The organism is Mycolicibacterium tokaiense (genome assembly GCF_010725885.1).
Classification (GTDB): Bacteria; Actinomycetota; Actinomycetes; order Mycobacteriales; family Mycobacteriaceae; genus Mycobacterium; species Mycobacterium tokaiense.
Genome location: NZ_AP022600.1, coordinates 5,274,439 through 5,295,798 on the forward strand (window position 1 = coordinate 5,274,439; position 21,360 = coordinate 5,295,798).

Below are 21,360 nucleotides of genomic sequence, written 5' to 3' on the forward strand. Positions count from 1 at the left end.
CGGTCACGGCGCCACTCCCACGGTCGACAGTCCTTCGGTTTCGGTCCAGCCCAGCGCAAGATTCATCGACTGCACTGCGGCGCCGCCGGTGCCTTTGGTCAGGTTGTCGATGGCGCAGACGGCGATGAAGGTTCCGGCGTCGGCGTCCACCGCGATCTGCAGCTGCGCGGCGTTGCTGCCGATCACCGAACCGGTCTTGGGCAGTTGGCCTTCCGGCAGCAGGTGCACAAACGGTTCGCTGCCGTAGGCCTTGTCATAGGCGGCCCGGATCTCGGCCACCGAGGCGGTGGTGCGGGCGGTGCAGGTGGCCAGGATGCCGCGCGAAGTGGGGATGAGCACCGGGGTGAACGACACGGTGACGGGCTTGTCGGTGACCGCGCGCAGGCCTTGGGCGATCTCCGGCGTGTGCCGGTGCAAACCTCCGACGTTGTACGCGCGGGCCGAGCCCATGACCTCGGACCCCAGCAGGTCCACTTTCGCGGCCCGGCCCGCGCCCGAGGTGCCACTGACGGCGACCACGGTGACGTGGGTGTCCACCAGCTCGGCGGCCACGGCAGGTAGCAGCGCCAGTAGCGCGGCGGTCGGATAACACCCGGGCACCGCGATCCGGGTGGCGCCGGCCAGCGCGTCACGACCACCGGGCAGCTCCGGCAGGCCGTAGGGCCAGGTGCCGGCATGCTCGGAGCCGTAGAACTTCAGCCAGGCGTCGGCGTCGGTGAGGCGGAAGTCCGCGCCGCAGTCGATGACAACGGTGTCGGGGCCCAGCTGCTCGGCGATCGCGCCGGAGTGCCCGTGCGGGAGCGCCAGGAAGACGATGTCGTGTCCGCTGAGGTGCTCGAGGTCGGTGGGCTGCAACACCCGGTCGGCCAACGGCAGCAGATGGGGATGATGTTCGCCGAGGCTGGTTCCCGCGGAGGCGGCCGCAGTCAGGTTGCCGATCGCCAGGCGACCGTCCGCCACGGCCGGGTGGCCGAGCAGCAGCCGCAGGATCTCACCACCGGCATATCCGCTGGCACCCGCCAACGCCACAGTTTTCGGCATGCACCGATCTTTGCATGCTTATGCACGCAAGCTCAAACCCATTAACGCCGAGCAGACGCGAACTCGGATAATCTCTGGGCTCAGAGGCCGAGTTCGCGTCTGCTCGGCAAAACCTCAGCCCCGGAGTTCGGCGCCGATCCCGGCGGCTGCGGCGGCCACCGCGGCGTCGCGGGCCGCGCTGGCCTCGTCCTCGGTGAGCGTGCGGTCCGACGCCCGGAACCGCAGGGCCAGGGTCAGCGACTTGCGATCCTCGCCGACCTGAGGCCCGGTGTAGACGTCGAACAGCTGCACGCTCTCCAACAGTTCACCGGCACCCCCGCGGACGGCATCGATCACGGTCTGCGCGGGCACGTCCGCGCCCACCACCAGGCTGACGTCCTGGAACACCGCTGGGAACGGCGACACCCGCGGTGCAGGCAGTTGCTGGTCGATGGGCAGCGCGGTGAGATCCAGCTCGGCGGCGCAGGTGCCCTTCGGCAGACCGGCCCGCTCGATCACCGCGGGGTGCAGTTGCCCGGCGTAGCCGACGGCCACGCCGTCCACCAGCACCTCGGCGCAACGGCCCGGATGCCACGGCAGCTTGTCCGCCGCCTGGAAGGTGACGTCGACGCCGGCTGCGCGGGCGATCACCCGGACCGCCTCGAACGCGTCCGCGGCCTCGGCAGGACGCCCCGCGCCCCACGGTCCCCGCGGCTCGCGCAGCCCGCAGAGCACCACGCCGACGTGCTGGGGCTGCAGCGGCAGCGACGCGTTCAGGCCCGCGAGCTCTTCGTCGGTGGGACGCCGGTCGGTGGGGATCAGCTCGACGGCCGCGGTGCGCTCGGTGGGCTGCACCACCTGGGCGATGGCAAACAGTGCGGTGTCGACGGCACCACGGGAGACGTTGCGGGACAACGCCTCCAGCAGCCCCGGCAACAATGTGGTGGCCAGGTGCGGCCGGTCGGCCTCGAGCGGGTTGAGCACCCGGGTGGTGGCACGCCGCGGATCGTCGGCCGGCAACCCCCACTGGTCGAACACCCCGGCCGGCAGGAACGGCGTCGGCAGGATCTCGACGTATCCCGACAGCGCCAGCGACTTGCCGACCGCGCGGCGACGCTGCTGCTCGGGAGTCAGCCCGCGGCCGGCGGGAGCGGTGGGCAGCACCGACGGAATGACGTCCAGGCCCTCCAGGCGCAGCACCTCCTCCACCAGATCGGCGGGTTGTTTGAGGTCGGGACGCCAGCTCGGCGGAGTCACAGTCAGCACGTTGCGCTCGTCGACGCTCACCGTCGCACCGATCTGTTGCAGCCGTGCGACCGAGGCGCCTTCGGGGTAGTGCACTCCGGCCGTGCGGTCGGGCAGATCGGCGGGCATCCGCACCGCCGCCGGCGACCAATCCTCGCGCGGTGGGTCGCCACGCCAATCGGTCAGCGTGGGTTCGATTGTGCCACCGGCGATCTCAGCCAGCAGCCGGGAGCACCGGTCGATCGCCGCCACCGAGATGGCCGGGTCCACCGAACGCTCGTAGCGTCGGCCCGCTTCGCTGACCAGGTGCAGCCGGCGCTGGGTACGAGACACGGTCGCCGGATCCCAGATCGCGGCTTCGAGCAAGATGTCGGTGGAGTTGTCGTCGATCTCGGTGGTACCTGCGCCCATGATCCCGCCGATGGCCGCAGTGGCCGCGTCGTCGACGATCAGCACGTCACCGGGATCCAGGGTGCGTGTGACGTCGTCGAGGGTCACCACCGTCTCCCCCGGCCGCGCGAAGCGGACGTCGAAGGCGCCGGTGATCCGGGTGCGGTCGTGGGCATGCATCGGGTGCCCGAGTTCGAGCATCACGTAGTTGGTGACGTCGACGGCGGGCGAGATCGGCCGGATACCGGACAGCAGCAGGCGCCGCCGCATCCACCACGGCGAGAGCGCATGCTGGTCGATGCCGGTCACCGGGCGCAGCGCGAAGCGGCTCACGCCGGTGCCGGGCTGCACCGTCAACGGCCACGCCTCGCCCTCGACGGGCAGCGGTTCGACATCGGCGGGGTCGACGAAGGGCAGGTCGAACGCGCAGGCGATCTCACGGGCGATCCCGCGCACCGACAATCCGTAGCCACGGTCGGGGGTGATCGCCAGGTCGAACACCACGTCGTCGAGGCCCAGCACGTCGTAGGCCGAATCCCCCGGTGCTGCGGTGTCCGGCGGTAGCACCATGATGCCGGAATGGTCGGCGCCGAAGCGCAGTTCGGCGGCCGAGCAGATCATGCCGTCGGAGATGCGCCCGTAGGTCTTGCGGGTCGCGATGGCGAAATCGCCGGGCAGAACCGCGCCGGGCAGCGCCACCACCACGGTGTCGCCGGCGACGAAATTACGTGCGCCGCAGACGATATCGCGCAAATCAGCTTCGCCGACGTCCACCTTGCAGGCGCGGATCGGCTTCTTGAACTCGGTCAGTTCCTCGATCTCGGTGACTTTGCCGATCACCAGCGGGCCGGTGACCGGTCCAAGGGTGATGACGTCCTCGACTTCGTGGCCGACCCGGATCAGCGCCTGTTCCAGTACCTCCGCCGAGACGTCCCAGTCGGGAGTTCCGGCGCGCACGACCTCACGCAACCAGCTGTAGGGCAGCTTCATCAGGCACCCACCCCGAACGGCAGCGAAAAGCGGACGTCGCCTTCCACCATGTCGCGCATGTCGGGGATGCCGTTGCGGAACTGCAGGGTGCGCTCGAGTCCCATGCCGAAGGCAAAGCCGCTGTAGACCTCGGGATTGATGCCCGCTGCACGCAGCACGTTGGGGTTGACCATGCCGCAGCCACCCCATTCGACCCAGCCGGGGCCGCCCTTCTTGCCGGTGAACCAGACATCCACCTCGGCGGACGGCTCGGTGAAGGGAAAGAAGTGCGGACGGATACGGGTGCGCGCCTCGGGACCGAACTCTGAGCGGGCCAGCGCGTCCAGCGTGCCCTTCAAGTTGGCCATCGTGAGGCCACGGTCCACTGCGAGCCCCTCCACCTGATGAAACACCGGGGTGTGGGTGGAATCCAGCTCGTCGGTGCGGAACGTCCGGCCGATCGACAGGATGTACACCGGCAGCTCACGGGTCAGCAGCGAACGCACCTGGACGGGCGAGGTGTGCGTGCGCAGCACCTGCCGCGATCCCTCCGGCGCAATGTGGAAGGTGTCCGACTCACTGCGCGCCGGGTGGTCCGGCGGGAAGTTCAGGGCGTCGAAGTTGAATTGTTCGGTCTCCACCTCGGGGCCCTCGGCCAGCTCCCAGCCCATCGCGATGAACGTGTCGGCGATGTGCTCGGCCAGGATGGTGATGGGATGCCGGGCGCCGGTGGGTTGGCGGGTGGAGGGCAGGGTGACGTCGATGCGCTCGGCCACCAACACCGCGGCGTCGCGCTCGGCGCGCAGCACAGCGAGGCGGTCGTCGAAGGCCTGCTGAGCAGCTGAGCGCGCCACGTTGACGCGCTTGCCGGCGTCGGCTCGATCGCTCTTGGGCAGGGCCCCGAGCGCCTGCCGCGCCAGCGCGAGAGGGGACTTGTCACCCAGGTGTTCGGTCTTGGCGCGGGCCAGTGCGTCCAGGTCAGCGGCCAGGCTGAAGGCATGACCGGCCGCGCTGACAGCTTTGGTCAGGGTCTCTTCGGAGAGGTCGGGGACCTGGCCCTCTTCACCCACGCGACGCGACTCCTCGGTGTTGTTGTCCGGCATGAACGCAAGTGCCGATCATAGGTGATGCGCTCGAGATACCCTCGCGCCGTGGTCAGGGGAGTCATCGTCGCCGCCGTGTGGCTGCTGGCGGCCGCCGCGGGGCTGGCAGCGTCGGTGGTCAACCCGTGGTGGTGGCCGGTGGCGGGGGTGATCGCGGCCCTCGCGGCGGTGGGAACCGTGGATCTGCTGCAGACCCGGCACAGCATCCTGCGTAACTATCCGATCCTGGGCCACGCCCGGTTCGTGGCCGAGCGGATCCGGCCGGAGATCCGGCAGTACTTCGTGGAATCCGACACCGAGGCCACCCCCTTCGACCGGGAGACCCGCGATCTGGTTTATGAACGGTCCAAGGGGACCAAGGGCGACGAGCCGTTCGGGACGCTGCGCGACGTCAATGCCCTGGGATATGAGTTCCTGCGGCACTCGCTGCGGGCAACGGTGGCCGCCGACGTGGCGCCACGGGTCCGACTCGGTGGCCCCGAATGCACCCAGCCCTATGACATCGCGCTGCTGAACGTATCGGCGATGAGTTTCGGTGCGCTGTCCGCCAACGCCATCGAAGCCCTCAACGGCGGTGCCGCCCGCGGGGGATTCGCCCACGACACCGGCGAGGGTGGCATCAGCCCCTACCATCTGCGCCTGGGCGGCGACTTGATCTGGGAGATCGGATCCGGCTACTTCGGCTGCCGCGACACCGACGGCCGATTCGATCCGCGACAATTCGCCGACAAGGCGAAACTTCCTGCTGTGAAAGCGATCTCGATCAAGTTGTCCCAGGGCGCCAAACCCGGCCTCGGCGGGGTGCTACCCGGCGCCAAGGTAAGCCCCGAGATCGCCGAAACCCGCGGTGTGCCGGTGGGACACACGGTGGTCTCACCCCCGGCACACACCGCTTTCGACACCCCGGTGGGACTGCTCGACTTCGTGGCCACGCTGCGACGGCTGTCCGGCGGGAAACCCGTCGGGTTCAAGCTCTGCGTGGGCGCACGCACCGAATTCCTGTCCATCTGCAAGGCCATGCTCGCCACCGGTGTCACGCCGGACTTCGTGATCGTCGACGGTTCCGAGGGCGGCACCGGGGCCGCACCGCAAGAATTCGAGGACCACATGGGCATGCCCCTCACGGAGGGGCTGATGCTGGTGCACAACGCCCTGGTCGGCGTGGGCGTGCGGGACCGGGTGCGGGTGGGCGCCTCGGGCAAGGTCGCCAGCGGCGTCGACATCGTGCGCCGGATCATCCAGGGCGCGGACTTCACCATGTCGGCGCGGGCGATGATGTTCGCCGTCGGTTGCATCCAGGCGCTGTCCTGCCACACCAACCGCTGCCCCACCGGGGTGGCCACTCAGGACCCGGGCCGGGCCCGGGCCCTGTCGGTGCCCGACAAGACGCAACGCGTGTTCAACTTCCAGCGCGCGACAGTGGCCAGCGCCGCCCAGATCGTGGCGTCGATGGGGCTCGGCGGGTTCGATGAACTCTCCCCTGCCATGCTCAACCGCCGCATCGAGGGCCAGCGCACCCGTACCTACGCCGAGATCTACGAGTGGCTGATGCCGGGCGAACTACTGGACGACCCGCCGGAATCGTGGCGCTCGGACTGGATCGCAGCCAGCGCCGACCAGTTCCGTTGAGGCGTCAGCGCTCCCCGAATTCGTGGCGCTGGGCAATCGCGAGCAACTCCTCACGCACGGTCGACTGCGGCAGCTCGTTGATTCGCGCGTAGAGACGGCGCACCTGCCGGTTCCGCTTGTAGGAGGCACGGTACTTCGACAGGGACGACATGGGTTTCTACTCCTTGATCACGTGGCGCCGGAGGTGGCACCACATAGGGGAACGCCCACATGCTCCGTGTTAATTCTGCGTTAATCAAGTTTCGGACTATGAGTTTGGTTACACCACAGGCAATTTCACCTCACCGGGTGTGACCCGGCTTACTGCTGGGCGTCGTCTGTGACGTCGCGTTGGGAACGCAGCTGATACATCACCAGATCGGCCGGGACACCGGAGGGCCTGGGCCCGAACACCTGCTTGCGCATGCGTTTCGGTGTGACGCCCAGCGCTGCGAGTTCGGTGGGTTCGATGCGCTCCAGTGTCGGCCCGGAGACCATCACCCCGCCCCGTACCGCCCGTGCCATCACCCGGGCGGCGATGTTGACGTCCACACCCAGCCAGTCCCCGCCGAGACGCTGCGGGCGGCCGGTGTGCAGACCACATCGAATTCTCGGCGTATAGCCATCCACCTCAACAGCTTTGACCGCGTCGCGGGCCAACAACACGGCCGCTACCGCCACCTGGGGATCCCGGAACACCGCCATCAACCCGTCGCCCATCCGCTTGACGATGTGACCGCCGCGATCGAGCAGCGGGGGCTCCACCGCCGCCGACACCTGGCGCAGCATCCGCAGTGTGGCATCGTCGCCGGCCTGCAGCGACCACTCCGAGAACCCGACCAGATCGGTGAACACGATGGTGACCTCGGGGTTGGCGGGCTTGCGGGACACCCGCTCGGTGAGCGCCTGCCACACCTGAAGCCCGGCCAGACTCACCTCTCGGGTGGCTGCGGCGCGCGCGCCCAGCAGCCGGTCGGCCGCTCGCGCCGCGACGCGTGGCCCTCCGTCGCCGGCCATGGACAGCGGGTCCCCGAATTCCGGGTCACCCGGCAGCGACCGACGGGCCCGCCGGATGAAGCCCACGACGCCGGGGTGGACGTTGGTGTCCTTGAGCCAATCGGCGAGGCCTCGCGACCCGTCCCGGGGCACAACCTCACCGGGGGTCACCTCGTCACGTCCGGCATCACCGGGCACGGGCTCCATTTGCGCAACAGTATGTGGTACCGCGAGAACCGGGCAACATCACACCCGGGCGTCCCGGCGACGGGTGATCACCACCATCGCGGCCGGAATAGCAGCCAGGGCGAACACCACACCGGCCAGCACGATGTAGGTCGTCACGCCCGCGGCAGAGCTGGCCGCGCCACCCGGGAGGCGGGTGGCCTTCAGCACTTCACCACCGGCGAAGGTGACCACCACCGAACCCAGCGCCATCACAACCGACACCATCCCGGCGGTGACCCCCTGACGCTGCGGCGTCTGCAGGCTGGTTGCCAGGTTGTAACCGGAGGCCCCCACCGCACCGGCCGCGACACCGATGGTGACGCCGCAGGCGACGGCCACCGACAGCACGGATGCCCCCACCACCATCGCGAAGGTGGCAACCGTTCCGAGGGCCACACCGGCGAGCAACGGCCACGCCGGGCCCACCCGTCCGGCCAGCCAGCCCGCGGCAGCCCCGCCGACCACGATGCCCAGGTTGGGCGCCGCGAGCAGCACTGCCACCGCGTTCCCGTCCCCCAGGCCATAGCCGAGGCGGGCTTCTGCCGGCACCTGAGCGATGATGCTGGTGAGCTGGAGCATGCTGCGGAACGCTCCCGCCGCCAGCACCACCGCCAACAATGTCAGCAGGATGGGCCGGGTGAGCGCCCGCAGATCGATGATGGGCTCGTCGAGGGTGCGCGCCAGCACCATCCAGCAGGCCAGTGCGGTCATCCCGGCCGCCGCGAGCGCCACCATCCCCCCGCTGAACCAACCGGCGTCGCCGCCGAGGCTCAGGTAGGCAAGCAGGGCGGCCAACCCACCGCCGAGCAGCAGCGCACCCGCCACGTCGACATGACCGGCGGTGCGAACGGGCGACTCCGGAACCACCAGGCGTACGCCCACCGCAGCTGTCGCCGCCAGCGTCGCAGCCACCAGGAACACGCTGCGGTGTCCGTAGGCATCGATCACCGGCTGCATCAGGAAGGGTTCGACGATGCCGATCACCGCCGACCCCGAGGTCACGACGCCCACCACCGTCATTGCGGTGGCGGGGGCGCAGATCTGCAGCACCAGTGCAACTGTGAGGAACACTGCCGCGAAGGCTGCGCCTTGAAAGAACCGTCCCACCAAGAAGATCCAGAGGTTGGGCGCTACCAGGCACACCACGGCTCCGACGCAGGCCAGCCCCAGCGTGGTGATGAGGACGCGGCGTTTTCCGGCGACGTCGGAGGCCTTGGCCAGGAGCGGGGACCAGATCGCCCCGGCGAGCAGGGCGCTGGTGCTCAGCCACGCGGCCTGATCGGTCCGGAACTGCTCGAGCAGCTGGGGCAGCACCATCATCGGCGAACCCACCGCCATGTCGGCGAGGACGTTGGCCAGGGTCAGGACCACCGCCCACCTGATGACCCTCACCGCTGTTGCAGCGCGGTGTTGCGGGCGGCGATGGCGGCCCAGGTTGGCGGTAGCAGCCGGTCCGCTCCGGCGTGCACGGCGGCCTGCGCGGCGACGACGTACGGGCGTTGCCGCGCCTCGTAGTTCGCCAGCGCTCTGGTGGGGTCTGCGTCGCGGTGCCATTCCTGGGCGAGCAGGCGGGCGCCCAGCAACGCCAGCGAGGTGCCCCGTCCGGACAGGAATGCCGGGCAGTATCCGGCGTCACCGACCAGGACCACGCGGCCACGCCGCCAGGTCGGCAGGTGGACCTGGCTCGCGGAGGTGAAGTAGAAATCCGGATCCGCCCGGGCCGCCTCGAGCAACTCCGGGATCCGCCACGAGTCGTGACCCGCGAACGCGGCGATGAGCAACTGCTTCTGGGCGTCCACATCCCGGTGGTCGTAAACCAGTTCCTGCGAACGGAATTGGAAGTTGACCATGGTGGCACCGCCGTACCGGAAGGTCCCCACCAGCCGGCCCGGGACGTTGTACACCGAGTTGACCTCCTCGTCCGCCCCGCCGAGGTGGGCGAGCGCGAAGTACACCCCGAGGTGACGCACGTGATCGCGGTCGGGTCCGAACATCTGCCGCCGAACCGTTGAGTGCTGGCCGTCGGCGCCGATCACGAGGTCGTACCGGCCATCCTCGCCGGTGCAGAACGTGACGTCGCCTTCGTCGGTCAGGTGGGTGATCCACTGGTCGAACCGGAGGTCGACACGGTCCGCGACCGCGTCGGCGAGGGTCTGCACGAGGTCGCCGCGCAGGATCTCGAAGTCGTCGGCAGTCTCGTTGACTTCGTCGATCGGAATGGGTGCGACGGGCACCCCGTACCTGTCGACGAATCGGGTGTTTTCCGACATCCGCACCCGTCGGGCCTGGAGTCGTGCAAGCAACCCCAGGTCGGACACCGCTTCGATGGCGTCACCGCGGATGTCCACAGGAGTTCCCGAGGTCCGCAGCCCGCCGCCACGTTCGACGACGGTGACGTCGTGGCCGCGGGCCCCGAACTCGATGGCGCACGCCAAACCGGCGATCCCCGCCCCCGACACCAGAACTCTCACCAGACCTCCACTAAAGCGACGATGTGTTGCTTTAATGGAGCCTACGCACAAGCCCACTTGCTCTGCAAGAACAGCGCTGGGGACAATCGGCATCGAGAGGAGGCGCGAGCAGATCCATGACCAGAGAGACCACGCGACGCCCGGGCGGCCGCACCGCTCGCGTCCGCGAGCAGATCCTCGACGCGACGGCAGAATTGGTGGCTCGGGACGGACTCTCCGGCTTCCGCTACGAAGAGGTGGCAGAGAAAGCAGGCGTCCACAAGGCCAGCGTCTACCGCAACTGGCCGGACCGTGACGACCTGGCGGTGGCAGCGCTGCTGCGTTACGCCCAGGAGCTGGCCTCCGTGGCCGACAGCGGCGATCTGCAGACCGATCTGGTGGATTTCCTCACGGCGCTGGCCGCCGGGTTGCAGACACCTTTCGGGCGAACGCTCGAACGCGCCCTTCAGCCGGCCCCCGATGCCGCCGCAATCCAGACGTTGACCAAGGTGCTCGATCAGCGGGTCGCCGAGCTCCGGGACCGTCTGGACGCCGCCGTGCAGCGGGGCGAGATCCCTTCCGTCGACAGCGCCTTCCTCGGCGAAATGATCTCCGGCCCGGTACATCTGATCATCAATCGCGGAGTCCGAACATTCACTCGCGCTGACGCCGAACGCATCGTCAGCGTCGTCCTGGCCGGCATTCGAGCCACTGCTCCTTGACTCCCGTGTCACTTAGTGACACAGTTGTCCTGTCACTAAGTGACAGAGAGGCGGTGATCATGGACAAGCAGGCCCAAGCTCGACTCCGGGTGTCCCGCCATGCCTGCGCGCTGTTCTGGGAACGAGGGGTCGCCGGTACCAGCGGCGCCGACATTGCTGCAGCCGCGGACCTGTCCACCCGCACCATCTGGCGGTACTTTCGCAGCAAGGAGAGTTGCGTCGAACCGGTGCTGGCGCAGTCGGCCCAGCGGTTCATCGACCTCGCCAACCGGTGGCCGGACGAGCTCTCACTGGCCGATCATCTGGCCCTGGACATGCGCGAAAATCCCTTGACTCCAGAGGAACTCGCCGACGAAGTGAGTTCCTTGCAGATGATGGTGCTCTCGCTCGAGGAACCGGCGCTGCGAACCGCCCTGCTGATGGTGCACGACCAGATGGAGCGCGACTTCATTCCCGTGATCGCCCGGCGGCTGAACCTGCCGCAGGACCACCTCACCGTCCGACTGTGCGCTGCAGCCGTCACCGGCGCTTTCCGCGTGGTCGACGAGGACGTGGGCCGGCGGGTCATCCTCGAGAAGCACAAGGTGTCACAACAGGAGGCACTCGACCTCGTCGACCGGGCCATCCTCGATGCCACCAACGGACGACTCGGCGGCCCCGTCCGGTAACGACACCAGCTTTCTCCCAACCACATAACCACGCGGCCCGGAATCGACATCCGGGCGGCGCGACTCCGCACGCCCGAACGCAGGAAGGTTTCCATGGCTCTGCCCGCACCGATCTCCGTTGAGGACTTCTTCGATCCTCCCGTCCGCACGGGGGCGACCATCTCCCCCGACGGCACCCGACTGGCTTTCCTGGCACCGTGGAAGAACCGGCTCAATGTGTGGATCCAGGACCTCGACGGCCGTCTGGAACCCCGCTGCGTCACCGCCGACGCCAACCGCAGCGTGCACCATTACGAGTGGACCGACGACCCGCGCTGGATGATCTATCTGCAGGACAACGACGGCGACGAGAACTGGCACATCCATCGTGTCGACCTCGACGATCCCGACGCCGAAGCCGTCGACCTCACGCCGTTCCCGGGAGCCATGGCCGTACCACTGCGCGAAGTCCGCAACGGCACGACGTTCGTCGTCAGCAACCGCCGCATTCCCGCCCACATGGACCTCCTCGAGCTCGACATCACCACTGGGACAGTGAGCACGCTGGCCGAGAACCCCGGCCACCTCAGCGGCTGGCTGTGCAGCGATGACGGTGCGCTGTTCGCCACCGCACTCAGCGCCGACGGCGACCTCGAACTATCGCGGTGGGACCGCTCGACAGGCGCAGCGGAACCCATCGTCCGTTGGAACGGAAAGGACTACCCGTTGGGGGTCCAACCGTTGATCCTCACCCCCGACGGCACCGGCGTGTGGATCGGATCCAACCGCGGAACCGACCGCACCCGCCTGGTGCGCCTCGATCTGACCACCGGAGAGGAGACCGAGATGGGCGGACATCCTGAATTCGACCTGGATCCGCGAGGCACGGTCATCGGCACCATGCCGTCGGCACTGATCCTGCACCGACGGACCGGGGAACTGCTGGGAGCGCGCTACATCGGGGAGCGCCAGGTGATCCACGCTTTCGACCCTGATTTCCAGAAGGTACTGGACGCCGTCTCCACGCTGTCCGACGGCGACCTGTCGCACATCTCCTCGGACAACGACGGCCGACACTGGGTGATCAGTTTCAGCCATGACCGCGACCCCGGCGCGACCTATCTGTACGACCACCACACCGGCGAGAGCCGGCTGCTGTTCCAGCCCTTCCCGCACCTGGACCCCGGGCAGTTGGCGCCGATGCGGCCGGTCAGCTTCACTGCCCGCGACGGTCTGCCCCTGCACGGCTACCTGACCCTGCCTCTGGGTGTGCAGCCCACCGGGCTTCCGCTGGTGCTGGCCGTACACGGGGGCCCCTGGCACCGCGACAGCTGGGAGTACGCCATCGGCGTGCAGCTGTTGGCCAACCGCGGATATGCGGTGCTGCAGGTCAACTTTCGCGGATCCACGGGATACGGCAAGGCGCACATGAAGGCCGCCATCGGCGAATTCGCCGGCGCCATGCACGACGATCTCATCGACGGGGTGAACTGGGCGGTCGAGCAGGGCTACGCCGACCGCGAGCGGGTGGCGATCCTGGGTGGCTCCTACGGCGGGTACGCCGCCCTGGTCGGCGTGACGTTCACCCCCGACGTGTTCGCGGCCGCCGTGGATTACGTGGGCATCTCCGATCTCGCCAACTTCATGCGGACGCTGCCCGCGGTCGCCCGCCCGCATCTGGCCAACAACTGGCATCTCTACGTCGGTGACCCCGACGATCCCGATCAGCTGGCCGACATGATGGCCCGCTCCCCCATCGCCAAAATTGACCGGATCCGCACCCCGCTGCTGGTGGTGCAGGGCGCCAACGATGTCCGCGTGGTGGCGGCCGAGTCCGACAACCTGGTCGAGGGACTGCGCACACGTGGCGTCGAGGTGGAGTACCTGGTCCAGAGCAACGAAGGCCACGGGGCGGTCAACCCCGAGAACGTCATCGAGATGTGGCACGCCATCGTGGCATTTCTCGGCAAGCACCTGGGAGGACGCGCATGAATACCACTGAGTCAGAACAGAAGCCGACGCTGCTACAGCAGATGGGCGGTGTCTCCGGGCTGATCTACGCCAGCATTCCGAGCATCGTCTTCGTGGCCGCTGACGCCGCGGCCGGACTACACGTGGCGGTGGCGCTGGCGGTGGGGGCCGGGGCGGGCATCGCGCTGCTGCGCCTGGTCCGCAAGGAGCCCGTCCAGCCCGCGCTGTCGGGTCTGTTGGGGGTCGCGATCGCCGCCTTCATCGCCTACCAGACCGGTGAAGCGAAAGACTATTTCCTGGTCGGCATCTGGGCGAGCTTCGTGTTGATGCTGCTGTTCGCCGCATCCGTGGTGGTGCGACGCCCGCTGGTCGGCATCATCTGGGCGGCACTGTCCGGACGTGGACCACAGTGGCGGGCCCACAGCCCGTCCCGGTTCGCCTACGACACCGCAACCGTCTTCGTCGCGGCCGTGTTCGCTGCCCGGTTCGTGGTGCAGAACTGGCTCTATGACACAGATTCCACGGGCTGGCTGGCCGTGGCGCGCATCGCGATGGGATATCCACTGACGGCGCTGGCCCTGGTGGTGGTCGTGTGGGCAATCCGTCGCTCCGATCGGCAGCTCAGCGCGCTCACCGGGACGTGACACCCGTTGTCGCCGCCTACCTGGGTTCCCAATTCCTGAGTTTTCTCGGCAACGGCATCCTGGCAGTGGCACTGCCGATGATCGTGCTGCAGACCACCGGAAGTCCGGCCAGCGTGGGCATCATCTCGGCAGCCACCGCGGTCCCGGCACTCCTGGTAGGCCTGGCGGCCGGGGTGGTGATCGACCGGGTGAACCGCCGGAGTTGTTCCATTGCCTCGGACGCGGTGTCCGCGGCCGCGGTGGCCGCGATTCCCGTGGTGGACCTGATGTGGGGCCTCGACCTCACCTCGCTGGTGATACTCGCGGTCATCGGCGCCTTCGGGGATGTGCCCGGGCTGACGGCACGGCAGGTGATGGTGCCTGCCGTCGCCCGGCACACCGGGGTGTCGCTGGAACGTCTGGTAGGCCTGCAGAAGTCGATGATCTCGGTGGCCTTGGTGATCGGTCCGGCCGCGGCGGGAACCCTGCTGTCGGTGCTCGACGGCACCATGGTGCTGCTGATCACCGCCGCGACATCCGCAGCAGCGGCCATGGTGACTGCAACCCTGCCCCACCGCCTCGGCGCCCATGAGCCCGGTCAGCAGTCACAGACGTCGATGTGGCGCCGGCTCGCGGGCGGCGCCGTGGAGGTGCACCGCAGCCGGTTTCTGATGGGCACGATCACCCTCACCGTGGGGCTGGCGATCGCTCTCGGCGGATTGCAGGGCCTGGTGCTGCCGTTGTACTTCACTCAGATCGAGCGCCCCGATCTGCTCGGGTTCGTCCTGACCGCGCTGGCTGTCGGAATGCTCGCCGGCACCGGTTTTTTCGCCGTGTTCGGCACCCGCGTCGCGCGGCGTCGGTGGGTCAGTGCGACCCTGATGGGCAGCACCGCGGGCTTCGCCGCCATGGCCACGCTGGCCACGCCGGCCGCGGTGTTCGCGGGCGCCGCGGTGTTCGGTGTCGCCAACGCCTGCTTGGGCGCCGTGGTGGGGGTCTTGCAGGCCGAGCGGATTGCAGACGCGGTGCGCGGCAGGGTGCTGAGCCTGCAGAACGCCTGCCTGCAGGTGGCCGCCCCGGCCGGTATCGGTCTGGCCGCACTGGTGGCCGAGTACGGCTCGGCGTTGGCCGCGGGAGTAGCGGTGTTCCTGGTCTGGTCGATCATCGCGGCGGTGGTGTCGGCGACCCGCGTGCTCACCCGCCTGGACCCTCAACCAGGCAAGCAGCCCAGCCCCGCCTCCAGCAATGGGGACACCGCGTGCGCTGCGGTGTCGAATCCCGTTCCGGACGCCGCACCCGAGCGGAACCGGTGATCGATGCCGGCGGCGATCACCGCCAACTTGAGGTAGCCCAAGGCCATGTGTGCGTCCCACTGCCGCAGCGGTTCACCCCGGGCACGTTCGTACAAGCCGGCGATGACGTCCGGGGCAGGCAACCGGGGACTGGCCCAGGCGCTGGGCGTTCCGAGCACCAGATCCAGTGCAGGATGGCGGTATACGCACATCATGGCGACGTCCGCGACGGGGTCCCCGATGGTGGACAGCTCCCAGTCGACGACCGCGTGCACCCGGGCGCCGTCCTGGCTGATGAGTGTGTTGTCGATGCGGTAGTCGCCGTGCACCACAGCGACACGCTCCTGGATGAAGTCGACCGCGCGCAGGCGCTGCGAGAGTTCTTGTGCCAGCGGTGTCAGTTCAGGGTCGCCCACCAGAGCCCATTGCTCGGTCCACCGCCTGATCTGGCGTCTGGCGTACCCGGTGGCGCGGCCGAACTCGCCGAGACCGACAGCCACGTGATCAACGGCGTGCAGCCCTGCCAGCGTGCTGATGAGGGAGCTGACCATCGCGTCCAGGATCGGGTCGGGCACCTCGTCGAGATCGGCGCGGGACTGGATGCAGGCACCGGGCACGAAGCGGGTCACCACGAACGGCACTCCGAGAACCGACTCGTCCTGACAGAACACCACCGGATGCGGCACCGGGACGTCGGTGGACGCCAACGCACTGGTGACGGTGAACTCCCGCGCGACATCGTGCGCCGACGGCGTACGTCCGTGCCGGGGCGGGGTGCGCAGCACCCAGCTGGAGTGCCCGTCGTCCAGGCGATAGGTGAGATTCGAGCGGCCCCCGCTGAACTGGGTGGCGGTCAGGGGGCCCGCCGGGGCTTCTCCCGCGTCCCCCATGTGGGCAGCCACGGCATCGAGGTCACCGACGCTCAGCGTCGTTGTCACTGCGGATCTCCGGCGATCCGGCGGATGGCGCGCTTGGCCAGCGACCAGCGGTGCACTTCGGACGGCCCGTCGTAGATCCGGAACGGTCGCAGCTCGCGGGCGATCCGCGCGACCGGAAGCTCGGTGGAGACACCCAGGCCGCCGCACATCTGAGTGGCTCGGTCGGCCACGCGGTGCAGGGCCTCGGCGGCGAACGTCTTCGCGATGGACGTGCTGGCCGAGGCACGCCCGCCTTGGTCGAGCTCTTCGCAGGCGACCGTCAGCAGTGCCCGGGTGGCCGCCAGGTCGATCTCGTTGTCGGCGATCATCTGCTGGATCATGCCCTGATCGGCCAGCCTCGCGCCGAATGCCTCGCGCCCGGCCACATGCCGCACGGCAACCTCGTGGGCGCGGCGAGCCGCGCCGGTCCAGCGCATGACGTGGGTCATTCTGGCGGGTCCGAGCCGCACCTGGGCGTAGCGGAAGCCCTCGTCAACCCCACCCAGCACGTCGGCGTCCGGGACGAAGACGTCGGTGAAGGTGACCTCGCAGTGGCCACCGATCATCGACTTGTCCACTGTGCCGACATGGCGCACCACCTCGAGCCCTTCGGCGTGAACCGGCATCAAGAACATGGTCGCGCCGCCTGCCTGACCCGGTTCGCCGCTGGAGCGGGCCATGGTGATGAAGAAGGCCGCTCCGTCGGCGCCGGTGATGAACCACTTGCGGCCGTTGATGATCCAGCCGCCGTCGACCTTGTTCGCACGGGTGCTCAAGGCGGCGGGATCGCTGCCTGCCCCGGGAGCGGGTTCGGTCATCGCGAACGCCGACCGGACCTCACCGCGGGCCAGCGGCTGCAGATACTGAGCGCGCTGTCTTTCGGTGGCCACCGCGTCCAGAAGATGGATGTTTCCCTCGTCCGGGGCGGCGATGCCGGTGGCCAGCGGACCGAACAGAGAGTAACCCGCCTCTTCGAACACGGTTGCGCGCGCGACCATTCCAAGGCCGAGACCGCCGCAGTCCACCGGCGCCTGCGGCGCGAACACTCCCGCGGCCCGGGCGCCGTCCTGCAGCCGCACGCGCAACTCGTCGCCGCCTGCGGCCTCGATGTCGCCGTCGTGGCGGTCTTCGATCGGGAGAACGTGGGTGGCGATGAATGCCGCGGTGCGCGCTGCCAAGTCGTCGGTCATGCCGGCGATGCTAGATCGATCGACCGGCCAATTGTCCATATCACCAGGTGAAGTAGCCTGATTGACGTTCAGCTAAACTGAACACATGGAATCTGTCGGTGAGCGGATCCGTGTTCTGCGCTCAAACCGGGGGTGGTCTATGCGTGAGCTGGCCCGCCGGATGCAGGTCAGTCCCGGCACCATCTGCGCGGTGGAGAAGGGCACCACGGGGCTGTCGCTGACCCGGCTGGAGCAGTTTGCCGATGCCCTCGGCACCACGCCCACGGAGTTGTTACAGCCCGGCAGAAACACTCCCGCGACCGCGCCCGCCGACACCGCCGGCGCCGCGCACTGGCGTTCGTTTCCACCGATGGACCTCGATGCGGTCACCGCGGCGGCCATCGCCACGTTCGTCGACACCGGCTACCACGGCTCGACCATGCGGACCATCGCCCAACGCGCAGGCATGAGCCTGTCCGGGGTCTACCACTACTACCCGAGCAAGCAACTGATTCTCGTCACCATCCTCGACCTCACCATGGACGAGGTGGAGTGGCGCACCCACGGAGCCGCCGCCGAAGCGGACGAGCCATTGCGACGGCTGCAATTCGAGGTCGAGGCATTGGCACTGTTCCACACGTTGCGCGCCGACCTGGCGTTCATCGGTTCCAGTGAGATGCGGAGCCTCGAGCAGCCGGACCGAACGCGAATAGCGGGTCGCCGCAGTGCGATCCAGCACCTCATCGACCGCGACATCCGAGCGGCGATCGCCGAGGGCTCGGCGCTCTGCTCCACTCCCCTGGAAACCGGCCGCGCCATTTCCACCATGTGCACGTCACTGCCGCAGTGGTTCGACACCTCGGGCCCCACGTCGGCCCAGGAGATCGCCGAACGTTATGCGCAGATGGCGCTACAGATGATCGGCGCCTCCGGCTGACCGGATCCGTCGTCGCACTTCGGCGTTGAGTTCCGCTGCCACCTGCCGGGAATCCGCGGTGAGCAACGTCCCGTCGCGCACCACCCATCGACCGCCCACCATCACGTCACGCGGACGACGCCCGGGCGAAGACCAGAGCAGGGACCCCACCGGGTCGAGCGCACCGGCATCGAAGACGTCGCCCGCATCCCAGACGCAGAGATCGGCGGCCGCGCCGCGACGCAGATGCCCCAACTCGCCGCGGCCCAGTCCGACGGCGGACCCCTCGGTGGCCGCACCCAGGATCTCCGGCGCCGACACCGGCTCGCCGATCAGACCGGAGAGCTGCACAGCCAGCCGCGCGTCGGCCAGCAGATGTCCGGCGTCGTTGCTCCCACCTCCGCTGGTGCCCAGCCCCACGTGGACACCGGCCCGCCGAAGCGCCGCAACCCGCGCGACGCCCCAGCCCATCGGGACGTCGCATGCCGGGGCGTGGGTCACCGAAACATGTTTCTGTGCAACCAGATCCACTTCTGCTTCGGTGATGTCGCACAGATGGGCCAGCGTCACGTCCGCCGCCAGCCAGCCCCAGTCCTCGAGCACCTCCAGCGGGCGCCGGCGGTGACGCAGCAGGGCCACCTCGACATCCACCTGTTCATTGGCCTGGGTGCGTCGTCGTACGCCCAGCCGGCCCGCGACCTCGGCGAGCGCGGCATAGGTGTCGGGTCCGTCGGCATGCAACCCCGCCGGGCCCACCGCCAGTTGTAGATATCCGTCGGCGGTGACGCCGCCGCGTGCATCCCGCAGATGCGCGGTGTGGATGTCCAGCACGGATTGAGCGGCCACATCAGGGTCATCACCGGCAGTACCGCGGACGAAGACCAGCCGCAGACCGATGCGACGGGCCGCGGTGATCGTGGCACCCGCCAGTGCAACGGGGTCCTGTCCGCGCGGCCACGTCAGATGGTGGTCGGCGACCGTGGTCACGCCGCACAACAGCGATTCCGCCGACCCCACGGCCGCCGCTGCGGCCACCAGGTCCGGATCCACCGCCGCCTGGGCGTACCGGTTGGCCATCGCAGGCAGCCAGTCACGCATGGGCAGATTGCGGGTGGCGGGCGTGGAGCGGAAGGCACTCTGCAGCAGGTGATGGTGTGCGTTGACCAGTCCTGGAGTGACGATGCAGTCGGTGACGTCGATGGTCTCGGCGCCGGCCGGCGGCAGGCCATCCGCCACCCACCCGTCCACGACGACAAGAGGGTCACGGGTGACCGTCGTCGCATCGACGACCACAGCCGCAGCGCCGCGCAGTACCGCCGTCACAGTTCGAGAACCAGGCGTCCGCTGGTACACCGCGATACGCAGATCATCATGGATTCGTTTTCGGAGCGCTCCTCCGGCGACAAGATCGCGTCACGATGATCCACTTCGCCGCTGACCACCGCGGTCTCGCAGGTGCCGCACATTCCTTCCCGGCACGATGCAGGCACCACAACGCCGTGTTCGTCCAGCACGTCGAGAATGGTGCGGTCCGCCGGCACCGTGATCGTACGACTGGAGAAGGCCAGGGAGACTTCGAACTCCGCATTCGGCGCACCGGACTGTGCACAGGCCGTGAAGCGTTCGGCGAACCAGTCCACAGCCTGCTGGGGCGCGCAGACCTGGGCCACGGTATCGACCATGCCCGGAGGGCCGCACACATAGACCGCGGTGCCGCGGGCCGCACCCGAGAGCTCCGATGCCAGGTCGAGGCGACCGGAGGGGCCCGACTCGTGAATCGTCACCCGATCCGGGTGACGTACGGCCAACTCGTCGGCCATGGCCATCTGCGCTCTGGTGCGCCCCAGGTAGATCAAGCGCCAGGGACGCCCGAGGTGGCACGCCTGATCGACCAGTGACAAGACGGGCGTGATGCCGATCCCGCCCGCAACAAAGACATAGGCCAGGGCGCGGGTCAGTGCAAAGTGGTTGCGCGGGCGGCTGATCCAGGTCGATGAACCCACCGAAAGGTCCGCGTGCGCGGAGGCCGAACCCCCTCGACTCTCCCCCCGGCGCTCCACCAGAATGCGATAGCTGCCCACCTCCGAAGGGCACAAGGAGTACTGCCTGACAGGCCCGCCCGGGGTGGCCAGGTCGATGTGCGCGCCGGCCGACCACGGGGGCAGCGGTCGGCCGGTCGTGGCGACCAGGATGAACTCGTCGATGTTGTGGGCCACGGTTCGCCGGGCGCTGACCCGGACCGGGATCGCGTCCGCAACGGTATCGGTCACTGACATCGGAGTCGCCTCGCTTTCGCGCGGTCTCCGCTGAGCTCCCAGCCAGGGAACCACTCTCACACCGCGGCTTGCACCACGATCAGATGTGCTGCGTCGGGGCTCACAAGCCGCCAGCGATGAGGGGTGTCGCCAGCGTAGTAAAGGCTGTCCCCTTTCCGCAATCGGACGAACTTCCGGCGTCCCAGGTCCACTTCGATCTCACCGGCCACCACGTAGACCCACTCGTCCTGCGGGTGCTGGAAATACTCGGCATAGTCGCGCCGGTTGAGCACCTGCTCCTGGGGGTAGAACGCCGCGCTCTCGCCGACCAGCAGACGCGCATATCCGGCCCGGTCACCGGCCTGGGGCAGAATGGCGCCCTCATCGGAGCGGATCAGCTGCACCCCCTCGGGCACCGAGGGCGCACCGGTGTGCCGGGGCGCCGGTTTGGCGGCCAGCATCAGACTCACCTGCGTGGTCTCCAACGCGCGGGCGATGCGTTCCAGAGTGGTCATGCTGGGCCTGGCGTATCCCCGTTCGAGTTGTGACAGGAACGGATGGGAGATATCGGCAGCAGCGGCAAGGTTTTTGAGGGTCATGCCGTGTTGTTTGCGGCGTCGTCGGATTTCGGCTCCCAGGGATGCCTGATCCGCGTCGGGCTCGTCGAGCGCCACAGTGGCGCCACCTCCTCCCTGATCCAACGACCGCTCGGCGCAATGGTTACATATCGGCAGCCCGACTTAACTGCACCGCAACACAGTGCCGTTACGTTGGGGGATGTTGATGTGGTCAACACCGACCAGTACACCACTCTCCGCCGACTCCAGCCACGGCCGAAC

Annotated in this window: 19 protein-coding genes; 7 read left to right on the forward strand and 12 right to left on the reverse strand. The window is 68.5% G+C overall.

The genetic code is table 11. The annotated features are described in order from the left end of the window. Positions 1-3: 3 nt before the first annotated feature. The 3 genes from argC to pheS all read right to left on the reverse strand — a co-directional run bounded on the left by argC (position 4) and on the right by pheS (position 4,727). Positions 4-1,041, reverse strand: coding sequence for an N-acetyl-gamma-glutamyl-phosphate reductase (argC, locus tag G6N58_RS25535; protein WP_115281002.1), 1,038 nt, complete (start codon positions 1,039-1,041; stop codon positions 4-6). Between the two features lie 114 nt (positions 1,042-1,155). After that, complete coding sequence (gene pheT / locus G6N58_RS25540) at positions 1,156-3,645, reverse strand: phenylalanine--tRNA ligase subunit beta (RefSeq protein WP_163908414.1); 2,490 nt, start codon at positions 3,643-3,645, stop codon at positions 1,156-1,158. Then, entirely contained in the window at positions 3,645-4,727 is a 1,083-nt protein-coding gene (gene pheS / locus G6N58_RS25545) for a phenylalanine--tRNA ligase subunit alpha (protein ID WP_068917238.1), read from the reverse strand. Before pheS ends, pheT begins: the two co-directional genes overlap by 1 nt. A 48-nt stretch (positions 4,728-4,775) precedes the next feature. Here pheS and G6N58_RS25550 point away from each other — a divergent pair, with 48 nt between their 5' ends. After that, positions 4,776-6,356: an FMN-binding glutamate synthase family protein gene (locus tag G6N58_RS25550; RefSeq protein ID WP_115281001.1), complete on the forward strand. Its 1,581-nt coding sequence runs from the start codon at positions 4,776-4,778 to the stop codon at positions 6,354-6,356. Positions 6,357-6,360: 4 nt separating this feature from the next. Here G6N58_RS25550 and G6N58_RS30515 read toward each other — a convergent pair whose 3' ends face one another. The 4 genes from G6N58_RS30515 to G6N58_RS25565 all read right to left on the reverse strand — a co-directional run bounded on the left by G6N58_RS30515 (position 6,361) and on the right by G6N58_RS25565 (position 10,030). Continuing rightward, positions 6,361-6,507, reverse strand: coding sequence for a hypothetical protein (locus G6N58_RS30515; protein WP_170314364.1), 147 nt, complete (start codon positions 6,505-6,507; stop codon positions 6,361-6,363). Positions 6,508-6,656: 149 nt separating this feature from the next. Further along, on the reverse strand, positions 6,657-7,538 hold the full coding sequence (locus G6N58_RS25555; protein WP_115281000.1) for an adenylate/guanylate cyclase domain-containing protein: 882 nt from the start codon (positions 7,536-7,538) through the stop codon (positions 6,657-6,659). A gap of 39 nt (positions 7,539-7,577) precedes the next feature. Next, entirely contained in the window at positions 7,578-8,951 is a 1,374-nt protein-coding gene (locus tag G6N58_RS25560) for an MFS transporter (RefSeq protein WP_232068000.1), read from the reverse strand. Further along, positions 8,948-10,030: an FAD-dependent monooxygenase gene (locus G6N58_RS25565; protein ID WP_115280999.1), complete on the reverse strand. Its 1,083-nt coding sequence runs from the start codon at positions 10,028-10,030 to the stop codon at positions 8,948-8,950. The genes G6N58_RS25560 and G6N58_RS25565 overlap by 4 nt, the downstream gene beginning before the upstream one ends. 116 nt (positions 10,031-10,146) lie before the next feature. Here G6N58_RS25565 and G6N58_RS25570 point away from each other — a divergent pair, with 116 nt between their 5' ends. From G6N58_RS25570 to G6N58_RS25590, 5 genes are all read left to right on the forward strand, one after another. Further along, positions 10,147-10,731: a TetR/AcrR family transcriptional regulator gene (locus G6N58_RS25570; protein ID WP_115280998.1), complete on the forward strand. Its 585-nt coding sequence runs from the start codon at positions 10,147-10,149 to the stop codon at positions 10,729-10,731. A 59-nt stretch (positions 10,732-10,790) separates the two neighbouring features. Then, the gene (locus G6N58_RS25575) at positions 10,791-11,399 is read left to right on the forward strand and encodes a TetR/AcrR family transcriptional regulator (protein WP_115282068.1); all 609 of its coding nucleotides are present in this window, start codon (positions 10,791-10,793) and stop codon (positions 11,397-11,399) included. Between the two features lie 93 nt (positions 11,400-11,492). After that, positions 11,493-13,370: an alpha/beta hydrolase family protein gene (locus G6N58_RS25580; RefSeq protein ID WP_115280997.1), complete on the forward strand. Its 1,878-nt coding sequence runs from the start codon at positions 11,493-11,495 to the stop codon at positions 13,368-13,370. Continuing rightward, positions 13,367-13,993 (forward strand): DUF3159 domain-containing protein, encoded by a 627-nt coding sequence (locus tag G6N58_RS25585; protein WP_115280996.1) that lies wholly within the window; start codon positions 13,367-13,369, stop codon positions 13,991-13,993. The genes G6N58_RS25580 and G6N58_RS25585 overlap by 4 nt, the downstream gene beginning before the upstream one ends. After that, positions 13,990-15,285 carry an MFS transporter gene (locus tag G6N58_RS25590; RefSeq protein ID WP_115280995.1) on the forward strand — a complete coding sequence of 432 codons (1,296 nt, stop codon included), beginning with the start codon at positions 13,990-13,992 and terminating at the stop codon, positions 15,283-15,285. Before G6N58_RS25585 ends, G6N58_RS25590 begins: the two co-directional genes overlap by 4 nt. Here the strand turns inward: G6N58_RS25590 and G6N58_RS25595 are convergent. Together G6N58_RS25595 and G6N58_RS25600 are read right to left on the reverse strand one after the other, a co-directional pair. Beyond that, entirely contained in the window at positions 15,183-16,154 is a 972-nt protein-coding gene (locus G6N58_RS25595; protein ID WP_115282067.1) for a phosphotransferase family protein, read from the reverse strand. The genes G6N58_RS25590 and G6N58_RS25595 overlap by 103 nt on opposite strands. A 44-nt stretch (positions 16,155-16,198) precedes the next feature. After that, entirely contained in the window at positions 16,199-17,371 is a 1,173-nt protein-coding gene (locus tag G6N58_RS25600; protein WP_115280994.1) for an acyl-CoA dehydrogenase family protein, read from the reverse strand. 85 nt (positions 17,372-17,456) lie between these two features. On the opposite strand from G6N58_RS25600, the gene G6N58_RS25605 reads away from it, so the two are divergent. Beyond that, complete coding sequence (locus G6N58_RS25605) at positions 17,457-18,287, forward strand: TetR-type transcription factor C-terminal domain-containing protein (protein ID WP_115280993.1); 831 nt, start codon at positions 17,457-17,459, stop codon at positions 18,285-18,287. Here the strand turns inward: G6N58_RS25605 and G6N58_RS25610 are convergent. The 3 genes from G6N58_RS25610 to G6N58_RS25620 are packed head-to-tail and all read right to left on the reverse strand — an operon-like array spanning position 18,261 to position 21,195. Continuing rightward, positions 18,261-19,589 carry an amidohydrolase family protein gene (locus tag G6N58_RS25610; RefSeq protein ID WP_115280992.1) on the reverse strand — a complete coding sequence of 443 codons (1,329 nt, stop codon included), beginning with the start codon at positions 19,587-19,589 and terminating at the stop codon, positions 18,261-18,263. The genes G6N58_RS25605 and G6N58_RS25610 overlap by 27 nt on opposite strands. Next, positions 19,586-20,542: a PDR/VanB family oxidoreductase gene (locus tag G6N58_RS25615; RefSeq protein ID WP_115280991.1), complete on the reverse strand. Its 957-nt coding sequence runs from the start codon at positions 20,540-20,542 to the stop codon at positions 19,586-19,588. The genes G6N58_RS25610 and G6N58_RS25615 overlap by 4 nt, the downstream gene beginning before the upstream one ends. Before the next feature lie 56 nt (positions 20,543-20,598). Further along, positions 20,599-21,195, reverse strand: a complete 597-nt coding sequence (locus tag G6N58_RS25620; RefSeq protein ID WP_115280990.1) for a helix-turn-helix domain-containing protein — start codon at positions 21,193-21,195, stop codon at positions 20,599-20,601. Positions 21,196-21,360 lie beyond the last annotated feature (165 nt).

Bases quoted from the DNA above. Each gene is read 5' to 3' on its own strand.
- G6N58_RS25585 (WP_115280996.1), top strand. From the start codon at position 13,367: ATGAATACCACTGAGTCAGAACAGAAGCCGACGCTGCTACAGCAGATG.
- G6N58_RS30515 (WP_170314364.1), bottom strand. From the start codon at position 6,507: ATGTCGTCCCTGTCGAAGTACCGTGCCTCCTACAAGCGGAACCGGCAG.
- pheT (WP_163908414.1), bottom strand. From the start codon at position 3,645: ATGAAGCTGCCCTACAGCTGGTTGCGTGAGGTCGTGCGCGCCGGAACT.
- G6N58_RS25600 (WP_115280994.1), bottom strand. From the start codon at position 17,371: ATGACCGACGACTTGGCAGCGCGCACCGCGGCATTCATCGCCACCCAC.
- G6N58_RS25570 (WP_115280998.1), top strand. From the start codon at position 10,147: ATGACCAGAGAGACCACGCGACGCCCGGGCGGCCGCACCGCTCGCGTC.
- G6N58_RS25575 (WP_115282068.1), top strand. From the start codon at position 10,791: ATGGACAAGCAGGCCCAAGCTCGACTCCGGGTGTCCCGCCATGCCTGC.
- pheS (WP_068917238.1), bottom strand. From the start codon at position 4,727: ATGCCGGACAACAACACCGAGGAGTCGCGTCGCGTGGGTGAAGAGGGC.
- G6N58_RS25555 (WP_115281000.1), bottom strand. From the start codon at position 7,538: ATGGAGCCCGTGCCCGGTGATGCCGGACGTGACGAGGTGACCCCCGGT.
- G6N58_RS25580 (WP_115280997.1), top strand. From the start codon at position 11,493: ATGGCTCTGCCCGCACCGATCTCCGTTGAGGACTTCTTCGATCCTCCC.
- G6N58_RS25595 (WP_115282067.1), bottom strand. From the start codon at position 16,154: ATGGGGGACGCGGGAGAAGCCCCGGCGGGCCCCCTGACCGCCACCCAG.
- G6N58_RS25605 (WP_115280993.1), top strand. From the start codon at position 17,457: ATGGAATCTGTCGGTGAGCGGATCCGTGTTCTGCGCTCAAACCGGGGG.
- argC (WP_115281002.1), bottom strand. From the start codon at position 1,041: ATGCCGAAAACTGTGGCGTTGGCGGGTGCCAGCGGATATGCCGGTGGT.
- G6N58_RS25615 (WP_115280991.1), bottom strand. From the start codon at position 20,542: ATGTCAGTGACCGATACCGTTGCGGACGCGATCCCGGTCCGGGTCAGC.